General features: G+C 72.9%; 16 protein-coding genes. 10 read left to right on the plus strand and 6 right to left on the minus strand.

The window, feature by feature from the left end; all coding sequences use genetic code 11:
- Nucleotide 1 precedes the first annotated feature (1 nt).
- Entirely contained in the window at nt 2–1,072 is a 1,071-nt protein-coding gene (locus ACZ7OH_RS43250; RefSeq protein WP_470286226.1) for a DUF5134 domain-containing protein, read from the plus strand.
- 4 nt (nt 1,073–1,076) lie between these two features.
- On the opposite strand, the gene ACZ7OH_RS43255 is transcribed toward ACZ7OH_RS43250, so the two are convergent.
- Nucleotides 1,077–1,802 (minus strand): PP2C family protein-serine/threonine phosphatase, encoded by a 726-nt coding sequence (locus ACZ7OH_RS43255; protein ID WP_470286227.1) that lies wholly within the window; start codon nt 1,800–1,802, stop codon nt 1,077–1,079.
- Nucleotides 1,803–2,159: 357 nt separating this feature from the next.
- Here ACZ7OH_RS43255 and ACZ7OH_RS43260 point away from each other — a divergent pair, with 357 nt between their 5' ends.
- From ACZ7OH_RS43260 to ACZ7OH_RS43275, 4 genes are read left to right on the plus strand one after another with little or no spacing between them, the layout of a single operon-like run.
- Nucleotides 2,160–2,528, plus strand: a complete 369-nt coding sequence (locus tag ACZ7OH_RS43260; RefSeq protein ID WP_470286228.1) for a roadblock/LC7 domain-containing protein — start codon at nt 2,160–2,162, stop codon at nt 2,526–2,528.
- A gap of 39 nt (nt 2,529–2,567) precedes the next feature.
- Nucleotides 2,568–2,933 carry a hypothetical protein gene (locus ACZ7OH_RS43265; RefSeq protein ID WP_167379542.1) on the plus strand — a complete coding sequence of 122 codons (366 nt, stop codon included), beginning with the start codon at nt 2,568–2,570 and terminating at the stop codon, nt 2,931–2,933.
- Nucleotides 2,934–2,952: 19 nt separating this feature from the next.
- Entirely contained in the window at nt 2,953–3,621 is a 669-nt protein-coding gene (locus tag ACZ7OH_RS43270) for a hypothetical protein (RefSeq protein ID WP_470286229.1), read from the plus strand.
- 22 nt (nt 3,622–3,643) lie between these two features.
- Nucleotides 3,644–4,123 (plus strand): mycothiol transferase, encoded by a 480-nt coding sequence (locus ACZ7OH_RS43275; protein WP_470286230.1) that lies wholly within the window; start codon nt 3,644–3,646, stop codon nt 4,121–4,123.
- Between the two features lie 135 nt (nt 4,124–4,258).
- Here ACZ7OH_RS43275 and ACZ7OH_RS43280 read toward each other — a convergent pair whose 3' ends face one another.
- Nucleotides 4,259–5,698, minus strand: coding sequence for a hypothetical protein (locus tag ACZ7OH_RS43280; protein ID WP_470286231.1), 1,440 nt, complete (start codon nt 5,696–5,698; stop codon nt 4,259–4,261).
- A 125-nt stretch (nt 5,699–5,823) separates the two neighbouring features.
- Here ACZ7OH_RS43280 and ACZ7OH_RS43285 point away from each other — a divergent pair, with 125 nt between their 5' ends.
- From ACZ7OH_RS43285 to ACZ7OH_RS43295, 3 genes are all read left to right on the plus strand, one after another.
- Nucleotides 5,824–7,014, plus strand: coding sequence for a cysteine desulfurase family protein (locus ACZ7OH_RS43285; RefSeq protein WP_470286232.1), 1,191 nt, complete (start codon nt 5,824–5,826; stop codon nt 7,012–7,014).
- A gap of 226 nt (nt 7,015–7,240) precedes the next feature.
- Nucleotides 7,241–8,074 (plus strand): MEDS domain-containing protein, encoded by an 834-nt coding sequence (locus tag ACZ7OH_RS43290; protein ID WP_470286245.1) that lies wholly within the window; start codon nt 7,241–7,243, stop codon nt 8,072–8,074.
- Nucleotides 8,071–9,033: an anti-sigma factor RsbA family regulatory protein gene (locus ACZ7OH_RS43295; RefSeq protein ID WP_470286233.1), complete on the plus strand. Its 963-nt coding sequence runs from the start codon at nt 8,071–8,073 to the stop codon at nt 9,031–9,033. The genes ACZ7OH_RS43290 and ACZ7OH_RS43295 overlap by 4 nt, the downstream gene beginning before the upstream one ends.
- Nucleotides 9,034–9,068: 35 nt before the next feature.
- Here the strand turns inward: ACZ7OH_RS43295 and ACZ7OH_RS43300 are convergent, their stop codons facing one another.
- The 3 genes from ACZ7OH_RS43300 to ACZ7OH_RS43310 all read right to left on the minus strand — a co-directional run bounded on the left by ACZ7OH_RS43300 (nt 9,069) and on the right by ACZ7OH_RS43310 (nt 11,325).
- On the minus strand, nt 9,069–9,731 hold the full coding sequence (locus ACZ7OH_RS43300; RefSeq protein WP_470286234.1) for a signal peptidase II: 663 nt from the start codon (nt 9,729–9,731) through the stop codon (nt 9,069–9,071).
- A 144-nt stretch (nt 9,732–9,875) separates the two neighbouring features.
- Complete coding sequence (locus ACZ7OH_RS43305) at nt 9,876–10,814, minus strand: GNAT family N-acetyltransferase (RefSeq protein ID WP_470286235.1); 939 nt, start codon at nt 10,812–10,814, stop codon at nt 9,876–9,878.
- 52 nt (nt 10,815–10,866) lie between these two features.
- Entirely contained in the window at nt 10,867–11,325 is a 459-nt protein-coding gene (locus tag ACZ7OH_RS43310; RefSeq protein ID WP_400892211.1) for a glycogen operon protein GlgX, read from the minus strand.
- 88 nt (nt 11,326–11,413) lie between these two features.
- Here ACZ7OH_RS43310 and ACZ7OH_RS43315 point away from each other — a divergent pair, with 88 nt between their 5' ends.
- Nucleotides 11,414–12,136, plus strand: a complete 723-nt coding sequence (locus ACZ7OH_RS43315; protein ID WP_470286236.1) for a TetR family transcriptional regulator — start codon at nt 11,414–11,416, stop codon at nt 12,134–12,136.
- Nucleotides 12,137–12,389: 253 nt separating this feature from the next.
- On the opposite strand, the gene ACZ7OH_RS43320 is transcribed toward ACZ7OH_RS43315, so the two are convergent.
- Nucleotides 12,390–13,076, minus strand: a complete 687-nt coding sequence (locus tag ACZ7OH_RS43320) for a TetR/AcrR family transcriptional regulator (protein ID WP_470286237.1) — start codon at nt 13,074–13,076, stop codon at nt 12,390–12,392.
- A gap of 68 nt (nt 13,077–13,144) precedes the next feature.
- Here ACZ7OH_RS43320 and ACZ7OH_RS43325 point away from each other — a divergent pair, with 68 nt between their 5' ends.
- Nucleotides 13,145–14,257, plus strand: a complete 1,113-nt coding sequence (locus ACZ7OH_RS43325; RefSeq protein ID WP_470286238.1) for an FAD-dependent oxidoreductase — start codon at nt 13,145–13,147, stop codon at nt 14,255–14,257.
- Nucleotides 14,258–14,468: the final 211 nt, after the last annotated feature.

Here is a 14,468-nt window from a genome sequence, read left to right on the forward strand (position 1 = left end):
AGTGATTCCCGCACCGGCCCGGCGCCGGGCCCTCACCGCCGTCGACGGCGTGCTGCAGGTGGCCCTCGGCGCGGGCATGGTCGCGATGGCGTGCACGTTCTCGCAGGTCGTGCTCTTCGGCTTCGCCGGGCTGTGGTTCGCGGCCCGGTCCCTGGCCGGCCGGCGCGGGCACGACGCCCACCACGCCCTGATGGCGGCCGCGATGGTCTGGATGCTGTCCCCCGGAAGCGCCTCGACGCCCGTGGCTGTCCTGCTGACGCTGGTTTTCGCGGTGTCCGGCGCGTTCTGGCTGGGGCGGGCCGGTGCATTCCGGCCGCGCGCCTTGTCGAACCGGATGACCCAGACCCCGGATGACGGAGAACGACCGATGAACCTGCCCCGAATCGTTTCGCGGGACGAGTGGCTGACCGCCCGCAAGGAGCTCCTCCAGGAGGAGAAGGAGGTGACCCTGCGCCGTGACGCGCTCAGCGCCCGGCGGCGCGAACTGCCGATGGTCAAGGTGGACAAGGACTACGTCTTCGAAGGGGCAGCCGGCAAAGCCCGGCTGCTCGACCTGTTCGAGGGCCGCCGCCAGCTCGTCGTGTACCACTTCATGTTCGGCCCGGACGACACCGTGGGCCACAACAGCTGCGCGCTGCTGGTGGACAACATCGCGCACGAGGAGCACCTGCACGCCCTCGACACGACGGTCGCGCTCGTGTCCCGCGCGCCGATCGGCCGGCTGACGGCGTTCCGGGAGCGGATGGGCTGGACGATCCCGTGGTACTCCTCGCTCGGCAGCGACTTCAACTTCGACTACCACGTCGCGAACGACGAGTCCGTCGCGCCGGTCGAGTACAACTACAAGGACAAGGCGACGTTGCTGGCGAAGGGCACGCCGTGGTACGCCGAGGGGGAGTGGCAGGGCCTGAGCGTCTTCCTCCGCGACGGCGACGACGTCCACCACACGTACTCGACGTACGAACGCGGTCTCGACCAGCTCGTGACGACGTACACCTACCTCGACCTGACCCCGCTGGGCCGGCAGGCGCACATCACGAAGTTCGGCCTGCACGACGAATACGCGTCGTAGCCGCTCAGACCGGGACGACGTGCACGACCACCGCGGTCGCGTTGTCCCGGCCGCCCGCTTCTTCGGTGTCGGCCAGGAGCCGGGCGACCTTCCGGGCGGGCGACGCCGGTCCGGCGAGGACTTCCCGCACCCGCTGGTAGGGCACCTGGTCGGTGACACCGTCGGTGCACAGCAGCAGGACGTCGCCCGGGCGCGGCGCGACGTTGAGGACGTCCGGCTCCGGGTGCACGGAGTGGCCGACGTAGCGGGTCAGCTGGTAGCGGGCCGCGTGCGCTTCCGGGGAGTCAAACGGGTACCAGCCGTTGACCGCGCCGAGCCACGCCATGGTGTGGTCGGTCGTCAGCTGTTCCAGCAGCCCGTCGCGCAGGCGGTAGCCGCGGGAGTCGCCTATCTGCATGAGCCACAGTCCGGCGCCGGACGCCACCAGCGCGGTCAGGGTGCAGCCCGTCAAGCCGCCGATCCGTTTGCCGGCCGCGCCGACCCGCGCCTGGGCTTCGGCGACCGCCGCGCGCAGCAGCGGGGGATCGACGGCGCCCCGGACCGGGCGGATCCGGTCCACGAACACCTCGACGGCCGTCCGGCCCGCCACGCGGCTGCCTTCGCCGTCGCCCATGCTGTCGGCCAGCACCGCGAGCAGCGGCTCCTCGTCGAGGTGCACGACGTCGAAGTTGGCCGGGTACCGCTCGCCGGTGACGCTCCCGGCGGCCGCGCGAAGGACGTGTTCCGTCATACCCGCATGATGCCCGATTCCGGTGAACGGGTGAATGGTACCTGCCGATCACTCAGGGAAACCGCCGCGGCCGGCACCGCGGAAATGTCATAACCGCATTTCAAACGTCCCGTCGAAAATTCCGGACAACCGACCGTCCGTCGACCGTGATCAATGAACGGTCATTTCGCCGGTGAATTTATTTCGGTTACACCAACCATCCTGCTTCACCCGATCGTGTAAATGCGCGGGCGACCATCCCGCGCGGATAGGCGGGCAGTGATGATGGCGGTAGGGTCGCCGGCGACAAGGCAACTCGAACGGCTGATCGCTGCCCTCCGGGCCGATCGGTCGCTGCCGAAAGAAAGCAAAGAGGAATTGGATTTCGACGCACTGGCCGCTGAGCTGCGCAATCTCCGGGACAGCGTCGCCGGGGTGACCGGCACGGTGCTCGCCGCGGTCGACGGGATACCCATCATCGCCGACGCGGACGACTACATCGACCCGGCGAAGATCTCCGCGCTCGCCGCCGCCGATCTCGGAATCGCGCGCCAGGCCGCCGAAATGACCGGGAAGGGCACGCTGAGCCAGACCGTGGTGTTCGGCAGCGACGGCTACATGGCCGTCTACGCCGTCGGCCGGCTGGCGTTGATGGTGGTGCTGGGGGACAAGGGCCTGAACGTCGGGCGCCTGCTCTTCGAGTCCCGCCCGGTCGTCGACCGGATCGGCACGATCCTGGCCGCGTAGCGCACAAGGCTGTCACAACGGAAAGGTTGCAGCACCATGATGAACATCGACACCGCGTTGAAGGAAGCCATGTCGATCACCGGCGCCGTCGGCGTCGCGCTGGTCGACTACGAAAGCGGGATGTCGCTCGGCACCAGCGGGGGTGGCGACTGGCTCGACCTGGAGGTCGCCGCCGCCGGCAACACGGAGGTCGTGCGGTCGAAGCTGCGGGTGATGTCCTCGCTCGCGCTCAACGACAGCATCGAGGACATCCTGATCACGTTGCACCGCCAGTACCACCTGATCCGGCTGATGAACTCGTCGCGGAACTCCCTGTTCCTGTACCTGGTGCTGGACCGGGAACGCGCGAACCTGGCCCTGGCCCGCCACTACCTGAAGCGCATCGAAGCCGACCTGCAGGTGTAGCTCGGGGGAGGAGGAGACGATGACCGGAGGCGGCTCCCGAGCCGCACTCGTCATCGGCTCGGCGTTGATGCACGACCTCGGTTCCCTGTTCCCGGTGGCGATGACCCTCGCCGGCGAAGAACTGGCGTTCACCTTCGTGTCGTCCTGCCCCTCGCCCGACGCCGTCGAGGAGTGGGTCCGGTTGCGGTCGGGTGCCGTCGTCGCCGACCGCGTGCTCCGCTTCCACGTCGACGGGGACCGGCGGCGGATCCGCGTCGAACTGGCCGGTTCGCCGGTCCGGGCCCTCGTCGTGCTCGCGGACGAGGTCACGGCGGCGTCGGTGAACGCCCCGCGCCTCGGCCGCTGGCAGGACCAGGTGCCCTGCACGCTGCAGGTCGCGATGGACGAGCTCGCGCGGGTGCTGTCGCGCTGCCACCGCCGCGCCGGCGGCGCCGAGCCGCTGATCGACCTCGACCTCGGCTATCGGCCGGACCGCGAGTACGAGATCCGGCTCGCGGGGGCGCACGAACGGGTACGGCCCTTCATCGCGCCGGTCCGCCCGGTGCTGGCGATGCGCTGGCGGTCGACGACCTCGGCGCAGCGCAAGGCGTTCCTCGACGAACTGCCGGACGGGGCGCCCGCCCGCGGCTGGCTGCGCCGGCGGCGCACCGTCCGGGTCATGGGCCTGGAAATGGAGGTGTCGCCCTGAGCGCCGTGGCAAAGTGACGGGCATGCGGATCAGCGAAGACGACTACCTGTGGTTCGCCGGCCGCGCCCTCGACGGGATGACGGCGATCCTCACGGACCTCGGCGACGAGCGGGCCAACCGCCGGCCCCCGCTGCCGGGAACCAACACGCCCTACGCGATCGTGACGCACTGCCTGGGCGTGCTCGAGTTCTGGGTCGGCGCCCTGGTGGCCGGCCGCGCGGTGGAGCGCGACCGGGCCGCCGAGTTCACGGCGTCGGGGCCGGTCGCCGGGCTGGTGTCGCGGGTCGCGGCGGCCAAGGAGCAGCTGCGCGCCGACCTCGCGGTCGCCGAACCGGAGGCACCGCTGCGCGTGCCGGCGCCGCCGAAGTACGCGGACACCCCGGCGGGCCGGACACAAGGCGGGGCGCTGCAGCACGTGTACGAGGAGCTGGCCCAGCACCACGGCCAGCTCGAGCTGACCCGCGACATCCTGTGCCAGAGCCGGCCGGCGAGCGCGGTGTAGACGCCGGCGCGGTGCTTGCGCAGGTAGGTCGTCGCGGTGCGGTTCTGGGCGTGGCTGCGCTAGCGCGGCCGCCGGCTTGTCGAACGCGTGCTTCCCCCTCCGCCGCACCTCGACCCACGACAGCGGCGACGCGGTTCAGGCCCGCATCAGGATGAAGTCCCCGTGGCCGCCGTAGCCGAGGACGTCCTCGGCGTACTGGGTGCCGTCGAACGTCGGGAGCCACCACCGGTTCCCGATCCGCACCAGCATCGGGTGCGGGATGTTCGTGCCGTACGGCGCGTTCAGCGTGCCCAGCTTGCGCAGCCGGAGGTCGTACACCGGGTACTCGCGCGCGTCGCCGTCGCTGGCGAACAGGTACCACCGCCCGCCCACCCGCTGCAGGATCGTGCCTTCGGTCTGGCCGACCGACGTGTCGGCGCCCAGCAGCGTCAGGCCGTGGTCGTAGTCGGCACCGCGCGGCGCGGCCGCCAGCGCGGGGTGGAACACGAAAGCCGGCTGCTGCGCGGGGCTTTCGACGAACGCGATGTGCCACCGGCCGTCGATCCGGGTCAGCGCCGGGTCCCACGAGCTGACGGTGGTCGGCAGCGGGAGCTGTCGCGTCGGCAGGACGTGCACGCCGGAGAGCACGTTCTCGCGGGTGACGGTGTGCCGCACGTGGACGCCGGTGAAGGAAAAGTCGCCCCAGGAGCTCATCAGCAGGATGAACCGGTCGTCATCGATGACGATCTGGCCGGCGTGGTCGCCGAGCACGACGCCGTCGCGCGCGAAGAACAGCGCCGCGACCTGCTCCAGCTTCGTCGGGTCGGCGAGGTCGAGCGTCCACACTCCCCAGTGCGCCTGCTGGAAGAAGCCGAGGCCGGCGTTGGTCATCGTCAGGTAGAGCTTGCCGTCGCGGACGTAGGGCCGGCCGTCGGCGTACTGCACGACGTGCGGGTCGCGCACGCCCGCCTGGCCGAAGTAGCCGGCCCGCACCCGGCCCAGCCGCGCCGGGCCGCGGCTGCCGTACGCGTAGCCGAGCTCGCCCAGCACGGCCGGGTCGCGCAGGTCGATCCGCGCGCGGACCTGGTCGCGCCCGGTCAGCAGCGGCCGCCAGCCGCCGCCGGTGTCGGCCAGCACCGTCACGGCGTTTTCGTTGACCACCACGGCGAAGCCGAACGCTCTCGGCAGGCTCGCCGCCGCTGTCTTGACGACGGCGGTGCCGCTCGCGGTGGTGATTTCGATGCCGGTCTGCCCTGCCGCGGGGTCGTACGTGCCGAGCACCGAAACGCCGTTCCCGGCGAGCCCGGCAACCACGGGAGCGCCGGCGTCGAGCACGTCGACGGTCACGGTCCCGTAGGGCGCCTTCGGCCGGACCCCGGTCTTGACGAGGGCGCCGGGCCGCGCCGCGGTGTCGACCTGGACGAACTTCGGGGCGATCAGGGCGAAGGGCCGGAACTGTTCGGCCACGGAGAACTTCAGGGAGAGCGGGTCGGTGCCGGCGGCTTCGGCGGTCCCGCCGAGCAGGCCCGCGGCCGCCCCGGTCACCCCCAGCGCGGTGAGGGCGCGCAGTACGTCACGTCGATCGAAGTCGGTCACCTGGACCTCCTGGTGGGGACGGATCGGACGGCTCAGTTTGTGACGTGGCATGCCACGTTGCAACCGGCGCGGGCGCCCGGCGCGGGGCATGCTGGACGCGCGTTCCGGCAAAGGGAGGACTCCGGATGAGCGGACGGACGACCGAAGTGACGTGCCCCCGGCCGCCGGGCCTGGCGACCGGGCCGGTCTACCTCGACTACAACGCCACGACGCCGGTCGACCCGCGGGTCACCGAAGCCGCGCTGCCGTACTGGACGGAGTTCTTCGGGAACCCGTCGAGCGAGCACGCCTACGGCGGCGAACCGCGCCGGGCGCTGGCCGCCGCGCGGGCGGCGGTGGCGGAGCTGGTCGGCGCGCGGCCGGGCGAGATCGTGTTCACCGGGTCCGGGTCGGAGGCGGACCTGCTGGCCCTGCGCGGCGCGGTGCTCGCCGCCGGCGCGCACCTCGTCGTCCAGGCGACCGAACACCCCGCCGTGCTGGAGACGGCCCGCGCGCTCGCCCGGCTGCACGGCACCCGGGTCACGGTGCTGCCCGTCGACCACCACGGGCTGGTCTCCCTCGACGCGCTGGAAGCGGCTTTGCGGACCGGCGCGGGCCGCGCGGTCGTGTCGATCATGGCGGCGAACAACGAGACCGGCGCGATCCAGCCGGTCGCGGAGTTGGCTGCCCTGGCGCACTCCCGCGGCGCGCTCGTGCACTGCGACGCCGCGCAGGCGTGCGGGAAGATCCCGGTCGACGTCGGCGCGCTCGGCGTCGACCTGCTGACGGTGGTGGGGCACAAGATGTACGCCCCGCGCGGCGCGGCCGCGTTGTTCGTGCGCGACGGCGTCGCGCTGGAGCCGGTCGCCTACGGCGGCGGGCAGGAACGCGGATTGCGGGCAGGCACCGAGAACGTCGCGCTGGCGGTGGCGCTCGGGACCGCCGCCCGGCTCGCCGCCGACGACCTCGCCGCGGGCGCCGCGCGGCGGATCACCGCGCTGCGCGACGACCTGCACCGGCGGCTCGCCGAGGCGCTGCCGGGCCGCGTCCGCCTCAACGGCCCCGCGGAGGAGGGGCGGCGGCTGCCGAACACGCTCAACGTGAGCATCGCCGGAACCCGCGGCGACCGCGTGCTGGCCGCCGCGCGGGCGATCGCGGCGGCCACCGGATCGGCGTGCCACAGCGGGATCGAGTCGCCATCGCCGGTGCTGACGGCGATGGGGTTCGACGCGGGCCGAGCCTCGGCGGCGATCCGGCTGTCGCTGGGTCGCTGGAGCACGCAAGCCGAGGTCGACACCGCAGTGCACGCGCTCGTCGCGGCGGTCGTGGGCAGCTGAGCCGGTGCTTTCGCGAGCAGTCGGTCGCGGCGGACCGCGCTGCCGTGGGGTCGATTTAGGCCGCCGCGGGCTGCGTTTTGGCGGCCATGCGGACTGCGCCGCCGTGGGGCTCGCGTTTTGGTCGCCCGCGGGCGGATCCTCGCCGGCAAGTCGCTGCCTCCGGATCCGCGTCCACCAGTGAGTGAACCGGCGTTCGCGCGCGGCGGCGTATTGTCGCACCGTGCAGATGCCGACACAGCCGGACCGCGGGCCGGCTCGCGGCCACGTGTGCTGGGGGTACCGGCGGTGGGCCGAGTTCGTCGCCCGCGCCCGGGACTTCCTCGCCGCGGGACTGGCCGCGGGGGAGCGGGTGCTCTACGTCGCCCCAGGCGACGAGGCCTTGCTGATCGCGCAGCTGCGGGAGACCGGGCAGTTCGACGCGGGGCTGCTGCGCGGGGCGGTTCAGGTCTCGTCCGTCGACTCGACCTACACCACCGGGACCGTCGTCGACCCCGCCGGCCAGGTCCGGCTCTACGCCGCCGCGACCGACGAGGCGCTCGCCGCCGGGTTCACCGGCCTGCGCGTCGTCGCGGACGCGACGTCGCTGGTGCGCACGCCCGCGCAGCTGGACGCTTTCGCCCGCTACGAGCACCTGGTGGACCGCTACATGGCCGCAAACCCGATGTCGGCGATGTGCGGCTACGACCTGACCGAGCTGGGCGGCGACGTCGTCGCGCAGCTGGCGTGCATGCACCCGGTCGCTCACGCGGGCGCGACGCCGTTCCACCTGCACGGCCACGCGCGCTCCCGGAACGTCGCCGCGCTGGCGGGGGAACTGGACTCGGCCGTACGCGAGCTGTGGCCGCTGGCCCTGGAACGCGCCGACCTGCGGGCGGTCCCGGGGCCGATCGCGATCGACGCCCACCGCCTCGGCTTCATCGACCACCGCAGCCTGTTCGACGTCGCCGACTACGCCGAGCGCCACGACACGACGGTCGTCCTGCGGACGCGGCTGACCACGCCGGCACGCCTGCTCGAGCTGTTCGACCTGGCCGGCGTCCGCGTGGAGGGGGAGTCATGACCGCCGAAGCGGAGACCGTGCCGCGAGGCTACGACCACGCCGCAGTCCACTACCGCTCCGACGCCGAGCTGCTCGCCGTCGCCGTCCCGTTCCTGGAGAGCGGGCTGACCGCGGGCGAGCCGACCATGGTGTCCCTGGAGCCGGCGCGGGCCGGGCTGGTGCGCGAGGCCCTCCCGTCGGCGGACGTGCGGTACCTGACCACGAACGAGCTCTACGTGCGCCCGGCCGCCGCGATCAAGTCCTACCGGGCGATGATGGCCGGGCTGGTCGCCGGCGGCGCCACCGGGATCCGCATCTTCGGCGAGATCCCGCGCGCGGCGATCGACACGTCGTGGGACGGGTGGGCGCGCTACGAGGCGGCGGTCAACCACGCCTACGACGAGTTCCCCTTGCGCAGCATCTGCGCCTACGACACCCGGACCACCCCGCGTCATGTGCTCGACGACGTCGCCCGCACGCACCCCTTCGTCGCGACGCCCGGTGGCCGCCACGGCAACGCCGGCTACGTCGACCCGCTCGCCTTCCTGGCCGGGCCCCGGCCGGTGGCGCCGCTCCCGATCCAGCACACCGCCCCGCTCGTCGTGCTCACCGACCCGCAGCCGGCGGGCGCCCGCCGAGCAGTGCTCGACCTCGGAAAATCCGACCTGCCCGTCGCCGAGGTCGACGACCTCGTCCTGGCGGTCAGCGAGATCGTCGACAACGCGCTGCGCCACGGCCGCCCGCCGGTCGAGATGCGGCTCTGGGCGGACCCCGACCACCTGGTCGTCACGGTGCACGACACCGGCGAGGGCCCGGGCGACCCGTTCGCCGGCCTGCTCCCGGCCGACCGCCGGATCGGCGGCCGCGGCCTGTGGATCGCGCACCAGATCTGCAGCCAGGTGGCGCTGTACCGCGACGAAACGGGCTTCACCGCGCGGCTCACCGCGGGCAACCCGTGGCTGCACCGGCCGGCGGACTGAGCACCAAGTCCTGCCCGGGCGCGCCGCGGCCCGGCTCACCGGTTCGCGGACGTCCGCTGGACGCGCGGGGGATGCGTCGCCCCGCCGTAGTGGGTGGCGCCGAGCGTCACGGCCGCCACCAGCACCACCGCTCCGGTCGCCGTCACGATGCGCGCCGGCCTGCCCGGTCGCGGGCGGCAGTAGGGGGCGTCCGCGGCGACGCCGGACAGCCTCGCCGTCGCCCACCGGTAGCCGTGGGCGAGCGAAAACACGAGGGTGGCCCCGATGATGAAGAAGTCCGCGACGTTGAACGAATACTTGCCGAGGGGCACGAAGTCGATCGCGCCGCGGACGCTGCCCGGCGCGGTGAGGTGGTGCAGCCCGAGGCGGTCGAGCAGGTTGCTGGTCCAGCCGCCGATCGCCAGCGCGGCCGGTGCCCGCAGGAGCACCGGGTGCCGGCGGCGCAGCAGGAGCAGCACCGCGGCCGTCAGCAGCGCGGCCCCCGCGAGGTCGAGCACCGCGCCCGTCACCGGGCCGGCGTACCACGCGCCGACGACCGGCCCGACCAGCGGGTTTCCGCCGAAGTTGATGCGCGTCCTCGGCACTTCGCGCCAGGCCCACGCCTTGGTCACCTGGTCCGCGGCGACGACCAGGAGCAGGGCGTAGGCCGTCCACGGCAGGCGGAGGACCGGGGGCGTGGCGGTGCCGTCAGGGTTCATCGTTGCCTCACAGCCCAAGCCGGGCGACCACGGCCGTCGCCCGGACGGGTGGCGACGGGGCTGCGTGGATTCGCGGGGGTGGTTAATACCCCACCGGCACCCCGGCCAAACATCAGTCCTTTGTGGACGGACGACCGGGCGGCCTCAGCCCGCGGTCTTGATGAGCGGAACGTCCCGGCACAACGCCCGGAAGCCGACGCTGTAGTACAGCTCGCGCGCGGCGGGGTGGCTCGGCGCGCCGAGGCAGGCGACGGTCGCGTGCGTCGCTCCGGCGTCCCGCGCCCGCCGCAGCCCGTTCAGGAGCATCGCGCGGCCCAGGCCGAGCCGCCGGTAGCCCGGGTGCGTGCCGACGGGCTCGAACTCGGCGGTCTTGTTCGCCTCGTCGAGCCACAGGATCGCCGAGGCCGCCATCGTCCCGTCCGGCGCCTCGACGAGGACGTGCAGGTCACCGCGGTACGCCGAGGTCCGCCGGACGCCCTCGTAGGCCTCTTCGTCGTACGGCGTGGGCGTCCACGCGGCGACGTGGGCCCGGACCGCCGAGGCCGGCCCGGCCTCGGCCGCGGTGCGGAACCGGAACCCCGGCGGCAGCACCGGTTCTTCGAGGTCGGTGAGGTCGCGTTCGGTGAGCTGGGTCCAGGAGTCCGCCGCGTCCGGGTCGGGCCGGTAGCCGTGCGCGGCCCAGCGGGCCAAGCCGGACTCGTCGGCCGCGCTGGGCAGCACCGTGCGCTCGACGTCGCCCGCGGTGGCGTCGAACCAGGCGATCACCTCGTCGACCAGCGCGGCGTGCGCCGGGTGGACCTGGTACGCGAGGTAGGCGCCGGTGACGTCCTTGACCGAGCCGTCGTCGCGCCGCACCCGGCGCGGCAGCTGGGCCCAGCCCCACGCCACCAGCTCACCGCCGGAGAACCACAGCCGGCGTGGCCAGGTCGCGCCGGCGGCGGCGTGGCCCCGGCCGAAGTTCCAGGCCAGCTCGCCGTAGGACGCGTCGCTGTTCACCAGGTCCAGGCGCAGCGCGGTGACCCGCTGCGCCAGCTCCTGCATCGACTCGACGTCCGCGGCGGTCAGCAGCTCGGAGTTCCCCATGATCGGCCACTGTGGCACCGCCGCGGGCGGGGAGTCGACTCGTTTTCGGAACCTAGAAGCGTTCGGGGATCCCCGCCAGCACCGCGCTCAGGCTCGGCAGCCACCGGTGCTGCGGATCGGGTGCCGACAGCCATTCCGTCGCCAGGTCCACCCGGCGCGGGCCGACCGGGAGCGGCAGCAGCGTTCCCCAGGCCAGCACCTCGACGTTCCTCGGCAGCGCGTCACGCGGGGGGATCAGCCCGTCGGTCTCCGCGAGGAGCGCCACGCGGGGGCCGTGCTGAGTGGGGAGGTGCATCGCCGGGCCCTGGCAGCCCGTCGCCGCGAGGCGCGAGAGGACCGGGCCCGCGCTCAGCTTGGGCAGCGTCACCGCGCAGATCCCGTTTTCCAGCGCGAGGAACGGGTGGACTCCCCGCCATTTGACCGGCCAGCCGAAGAGGCGGCCGTAGAAGGCGTCGACCCGGTCGCCCGCCGGATCCCGGGGCGCGACGGGCACCTGCTGGTCGAGCGACATCGGCGACGCCTTTCCACTCGGTGGGGAAGTGGCCGCCAGCCTAACGGCACTCAGTGCCGCTAGCAAGCCCGGCTGCTACCGTCCGGCCATGACCGATTCGCCGCGCCGCGCGCCGGCCACCCGGGTCGGGGCGACCCCCGCGGGCCGGCGGCAGCTGCGCCGCGCCCTCGCCTCGGCGGCCGTGGACCTGTTCGCCGCCAACGGCTACGAGGCCACCACGGTGGACGACATCGCGGCCGCGGCCGGCGTCGGCCGGCGCACGTTCTTCCGGTACTTCGACGCCAAGGACGACGTCCTCTTCGCCAACCACGACGAGATCGTGGCCGAGATGGAAGACGCCTTCGCCGCGGCCGACCCGGCGCGCGACCCGATCGAGGTGGCCTGCGACGCGGTCGGCCTCGTGCTCGACTCCTACGCCGGCGAACTCGACGTGTCGCTCAAGCGCTTCGCCCTGACCCGCACGGTGCCTTCGCTGCGGGACAAGGAGGTCGCGACGGTCGACCGCTACCAGCGCGTGCTCGCGCGCTACCTGCAGGCGCGCTACGAACAGCGCGGCGACCCGGCGGCGAGCCTGCGCGCGGCCGTCGCCGCCGCGGCGATCGCCGCCGCCAACAACCACGTCCTGCGGCGCTGGCTGCGCACCGGCGGCGAGGACGACATCAAGATCCGCGCGGCCGAGGCGTTCGCGCTGGTGGTCGCCGCATTCCGGGCGCCGCGCGAAGAACCGGCCACGGTCGTCGCCGTGATGACGACGTCGGCGCCGCTGCACGAGGTCGTCGCCCAGGTGGGGGAGGTCCTCCGCCGCCCGTAGTGGCACTGAGTGCCATGTCCGCCGAATCGAGGTCTGCACTCGATTCGTGGCGAAGCGGAAAAACGTCAGGCTGACGGACCGTCCCGCGAAAGAAACGGCGAAAACCTGTTCAACGCTTCCGGCGTGGTGCGGACGGGCGGGTGCTTGCTGCTCCTGAGCGCCCAGCCCGCGATGGTGCGGCCGATTTCCCCGGATCAGGCCGACGGAAAATTCAGCCGTGAATTTCGCGGTCGGGCCTTTTTCCGTTGCTGTATCACCCGGCTCCGGACAGGTGGACGGCGGCGATGCCGGCGAGGACGAGGTCGAGCCCGGCGAGGAACTGCTCGCGGTCGTCGTGCCCGCGCACCTCGGCCGCCACCGCGCGGGTGAACGGGTACTCCTCCGGGTCCAGCTCCTCCCACGCGGTCGAGACGGCGTCGAGGAACTCCGCGCGGTCCCCTTCGGGCGGGGCGCCCGCGTTGTTCGCGGCGTTCTGGCCGGCGGCGCCGAAGATGTAGCTCACCAGGGCCGAGGTCGTCGTGAACAGGTGGCCGTCCGACACGCCCAGCGCGCGGACCTGGCGGCCGATGCCTTCGAAGATCCGGGGCGTCACCGACCCCCATGGGCTGCGCGAGAGCTGCAGCGCCAGCTGTGTGGCGAGCCACGGGTGCCGCTCGATGGCGTCGAACAACCCGAGCGCGACCGCGCGGATCTCCTCGCGCGGCGAGCCGGGGGAGCCGACGGCCAGCGCGGCGGCGATCACCCCGTCGGTCGCCGCGTCGAGCAGCTCGCCCTTGTTCGCGACGTGCCAGTAGATCGCGCCTGCCCCCGTTTCGAGGCGTTCGGTCAGCGTCCGGAAGGTCAGCCCGGCCTCGCCGGTCGTGTCGAGGAGCTCGACCGCGGCTTCGACGATGCGGTCGCGGCTGAGGGCCTCCGTGCGGCGGCGGGTGCGGGGTGCCATGCCCTCATCTTGACATATCTGGAACGCTGTTCCAAGATGGAATGACATTCCAGAACGAAGGAGTCACCATGAACGTCACGATCATCGGCGCCGAGCTCGGCGGTCTCGTCCTCGCCCGCGTCCTGCACGTCCACGGCATCGCGGCCACCGTCTACGAGGCCGAACCGTCCCCCGCCGCCCGCAAGCAGGGCGGGCTGCTCGACATCCACGTCGGCACCGGCCAGGTCGCCCTCGAAGCGGCCGGGCTGACCGAGGAGTTCCGAGGGCTGGTCCTGGAGGGTCACGAGGCCACCCGGGTCCTCGGCCGCGACGGCTCGGTCGTCCACGACGAGCCCGACGACGGCACCGGGGGACGCCCCGAAGTGCCCCGCGGGGAGCTGCGGCAGCTCCTGCTCGACTCGCTGCCTGCGGGCACCGTCCACTGGGGACACAAGGTCACCGGCGTCCGCGCGCTGGGCGACGGCCGGCACGAGGTGGCCTTCGCCGGCGGCGCCACCGTCACCACGACCCTGCTGGTCGGCGCGGACGGCGCTTGGTCGAAGGTCCGCCCGCTGCTCTCCGCGGCCACGCCCGAGTACATCGGCCGGTCGTACGTCGAGACCTTCCTGTACGACAGCGACACCCGGCACCCGGCCGCCGCGAAGGCGGTCGGCGCCGGGGCCATGCTCGCGCTCGCGCCGGGCAAGGGGATCCAGGCCCACCGCGAGAAGGACGGCACCCTGCACACCTACGTCGCGCTGACCCACCCGATCGAGTGGTTCGGCGACTTCACCGACGCGGCCGCAGCCGTCGAGCGGACCGCGCGGGAGTTCGAGGGCTGGGCCCCCGAACTCACCGCGCTGATCACCGACGCCGACGCCGCGCCGGTCCTGCGTCCGCTCCACACCCTGCCGGTCGAGCACCGGTGGGACCGCGTGCCGGGCGTGACGCTGGTCGGCGACGCCGCCCACCTCGCGGCCCCGAACGGCGAAGGCGCGAACCTCGCCATGCTCGACGGCGCCGAGCTGGCCTTGGCCCTGGCCGGGCACGACGACGTCGAGACGGCGCTGGCGGAGTTCGAGCGGGCCATGTTCCCCCGGAGCGCGGCGGCGGCCGCCGACGGCGACGAGCTGCACGAGCTGCTCTTCGGCGAGGGCGCCCCACACAGCCTGGTCGCCATGTTCGCCGACGGGGGTCAGTGAACCCCGGCGAGGTTGGCGATCCGCATCGCGATGCCGTTCGGTCGAGGAGCCCGACGCCGGGATCCGCTCTGGCGTCGGTCACCTCACACTCTGCCAGTGATATCCGACTGTCGGAGTAAGAGCGTGTCTCACTTGGATCTTGGCTGCGGTGCGGGCAAGATCATGATTCGTGATGGACGAGTTGTCGCGGCGGCTGGTGCCCGACGAGTTG

The sequence above is a fragment of the Amycolatopsis sp. NPDC114478 genome, from assembly GCF_055633805.1.

Coding starts and splice junctions, on each gene's coding strand:
- ACZ7OH_RS43255 (WP_470286227.1), bottom strand. CDS start 1,802: ATGACGGAACACGTCCTTCGCGCGGCCGCCGGGAGCGTCACCGGCGAG.
- ACZ7OH_RS43265 (WP_167379542.1), top strand. CDS start 2,568: ATGAACATCGACACCGCGTTGAAGGAAGCCATGTCGATCACCGGCGCC.
- ACZ7OH_RS43270 (WP_470286229.1), top strand. CDS start 2,953: ATGACCGGAGGCGGCTCCCGAGCCGCACTCGTCATCGGCTCGGCGTTG.
- ACZ7OH_RS43275 (WP_470286230.1), top strand. CDS start 3,644: ATGCGGATCAGCGAAGACGACTACCTGTGGTTCGCCGGCCGCGCCCTC.
- ACZ7OH_RS43285 (WP_470286232.1), top strand. CDS start 5,824: ATGAGCGGACGGACGACCGAAGTGACGTGCCCCCGGCCGCCGGGCCTG.
- ACZ7OH_RS43290 (WP_470286245.1), top strand. CDS start 7,241: ATGCCGACACAGCCGGACCGCGGGCCGGCTCGCGGCCACGTGTGCTGG.
- ACZ7OH_RS43295 (WP_470286233.1), top strand. CDS start 8,071: ATGACCGCCGAAGCGGAGACCGTGCCGCGAGGCTACGACCACGCCGCA.
- ACZ7OH_RS43300 (WP_470286234.1), bottom strand. CDS start 9,731: ATGAACCCTGACGGCACCGCCACGCCCCCGGTCCTCCGCCTGCCGTGG.
- ACZ7OH_RS43305 (WP_470286235.1), bottom strand. CDS start 10,814: ATGGGGAACTCCGAGCTGCTGACCGCCGCGGACGTCGAGTCGATGCAG.
- ACZ7OH_RS43310 (WP_400892211.1), bottom strand. CDS start 11,325: ATGTCGCTCGACCAGCAGGTGCCCGTCGCGCCCCGGGATCCGGCGGGC.
- ACZ7OH_RS43315 (WP_470286236.1), top strand. CDS start 11,414: ATGACCGATTCGCCGCGCCGCGCGCCGGCCACCCGGGTCGGGGCGACC.
- ACZ7OH_RS43320 (WP_470286237.1), bottom strand. CDS start 13,076: ATGGCACCCCGCACCCGCCGCCGCACGGAGGCCCTCAGCCGCGACCGC.
- ACZ7OH_RS43325 (WP_470286238.1), top strand. CDS start 13,145: ATGAACGTCACGATCATCGGCGCCGAGCTCGGCGGTCTCGTCCTCGCC.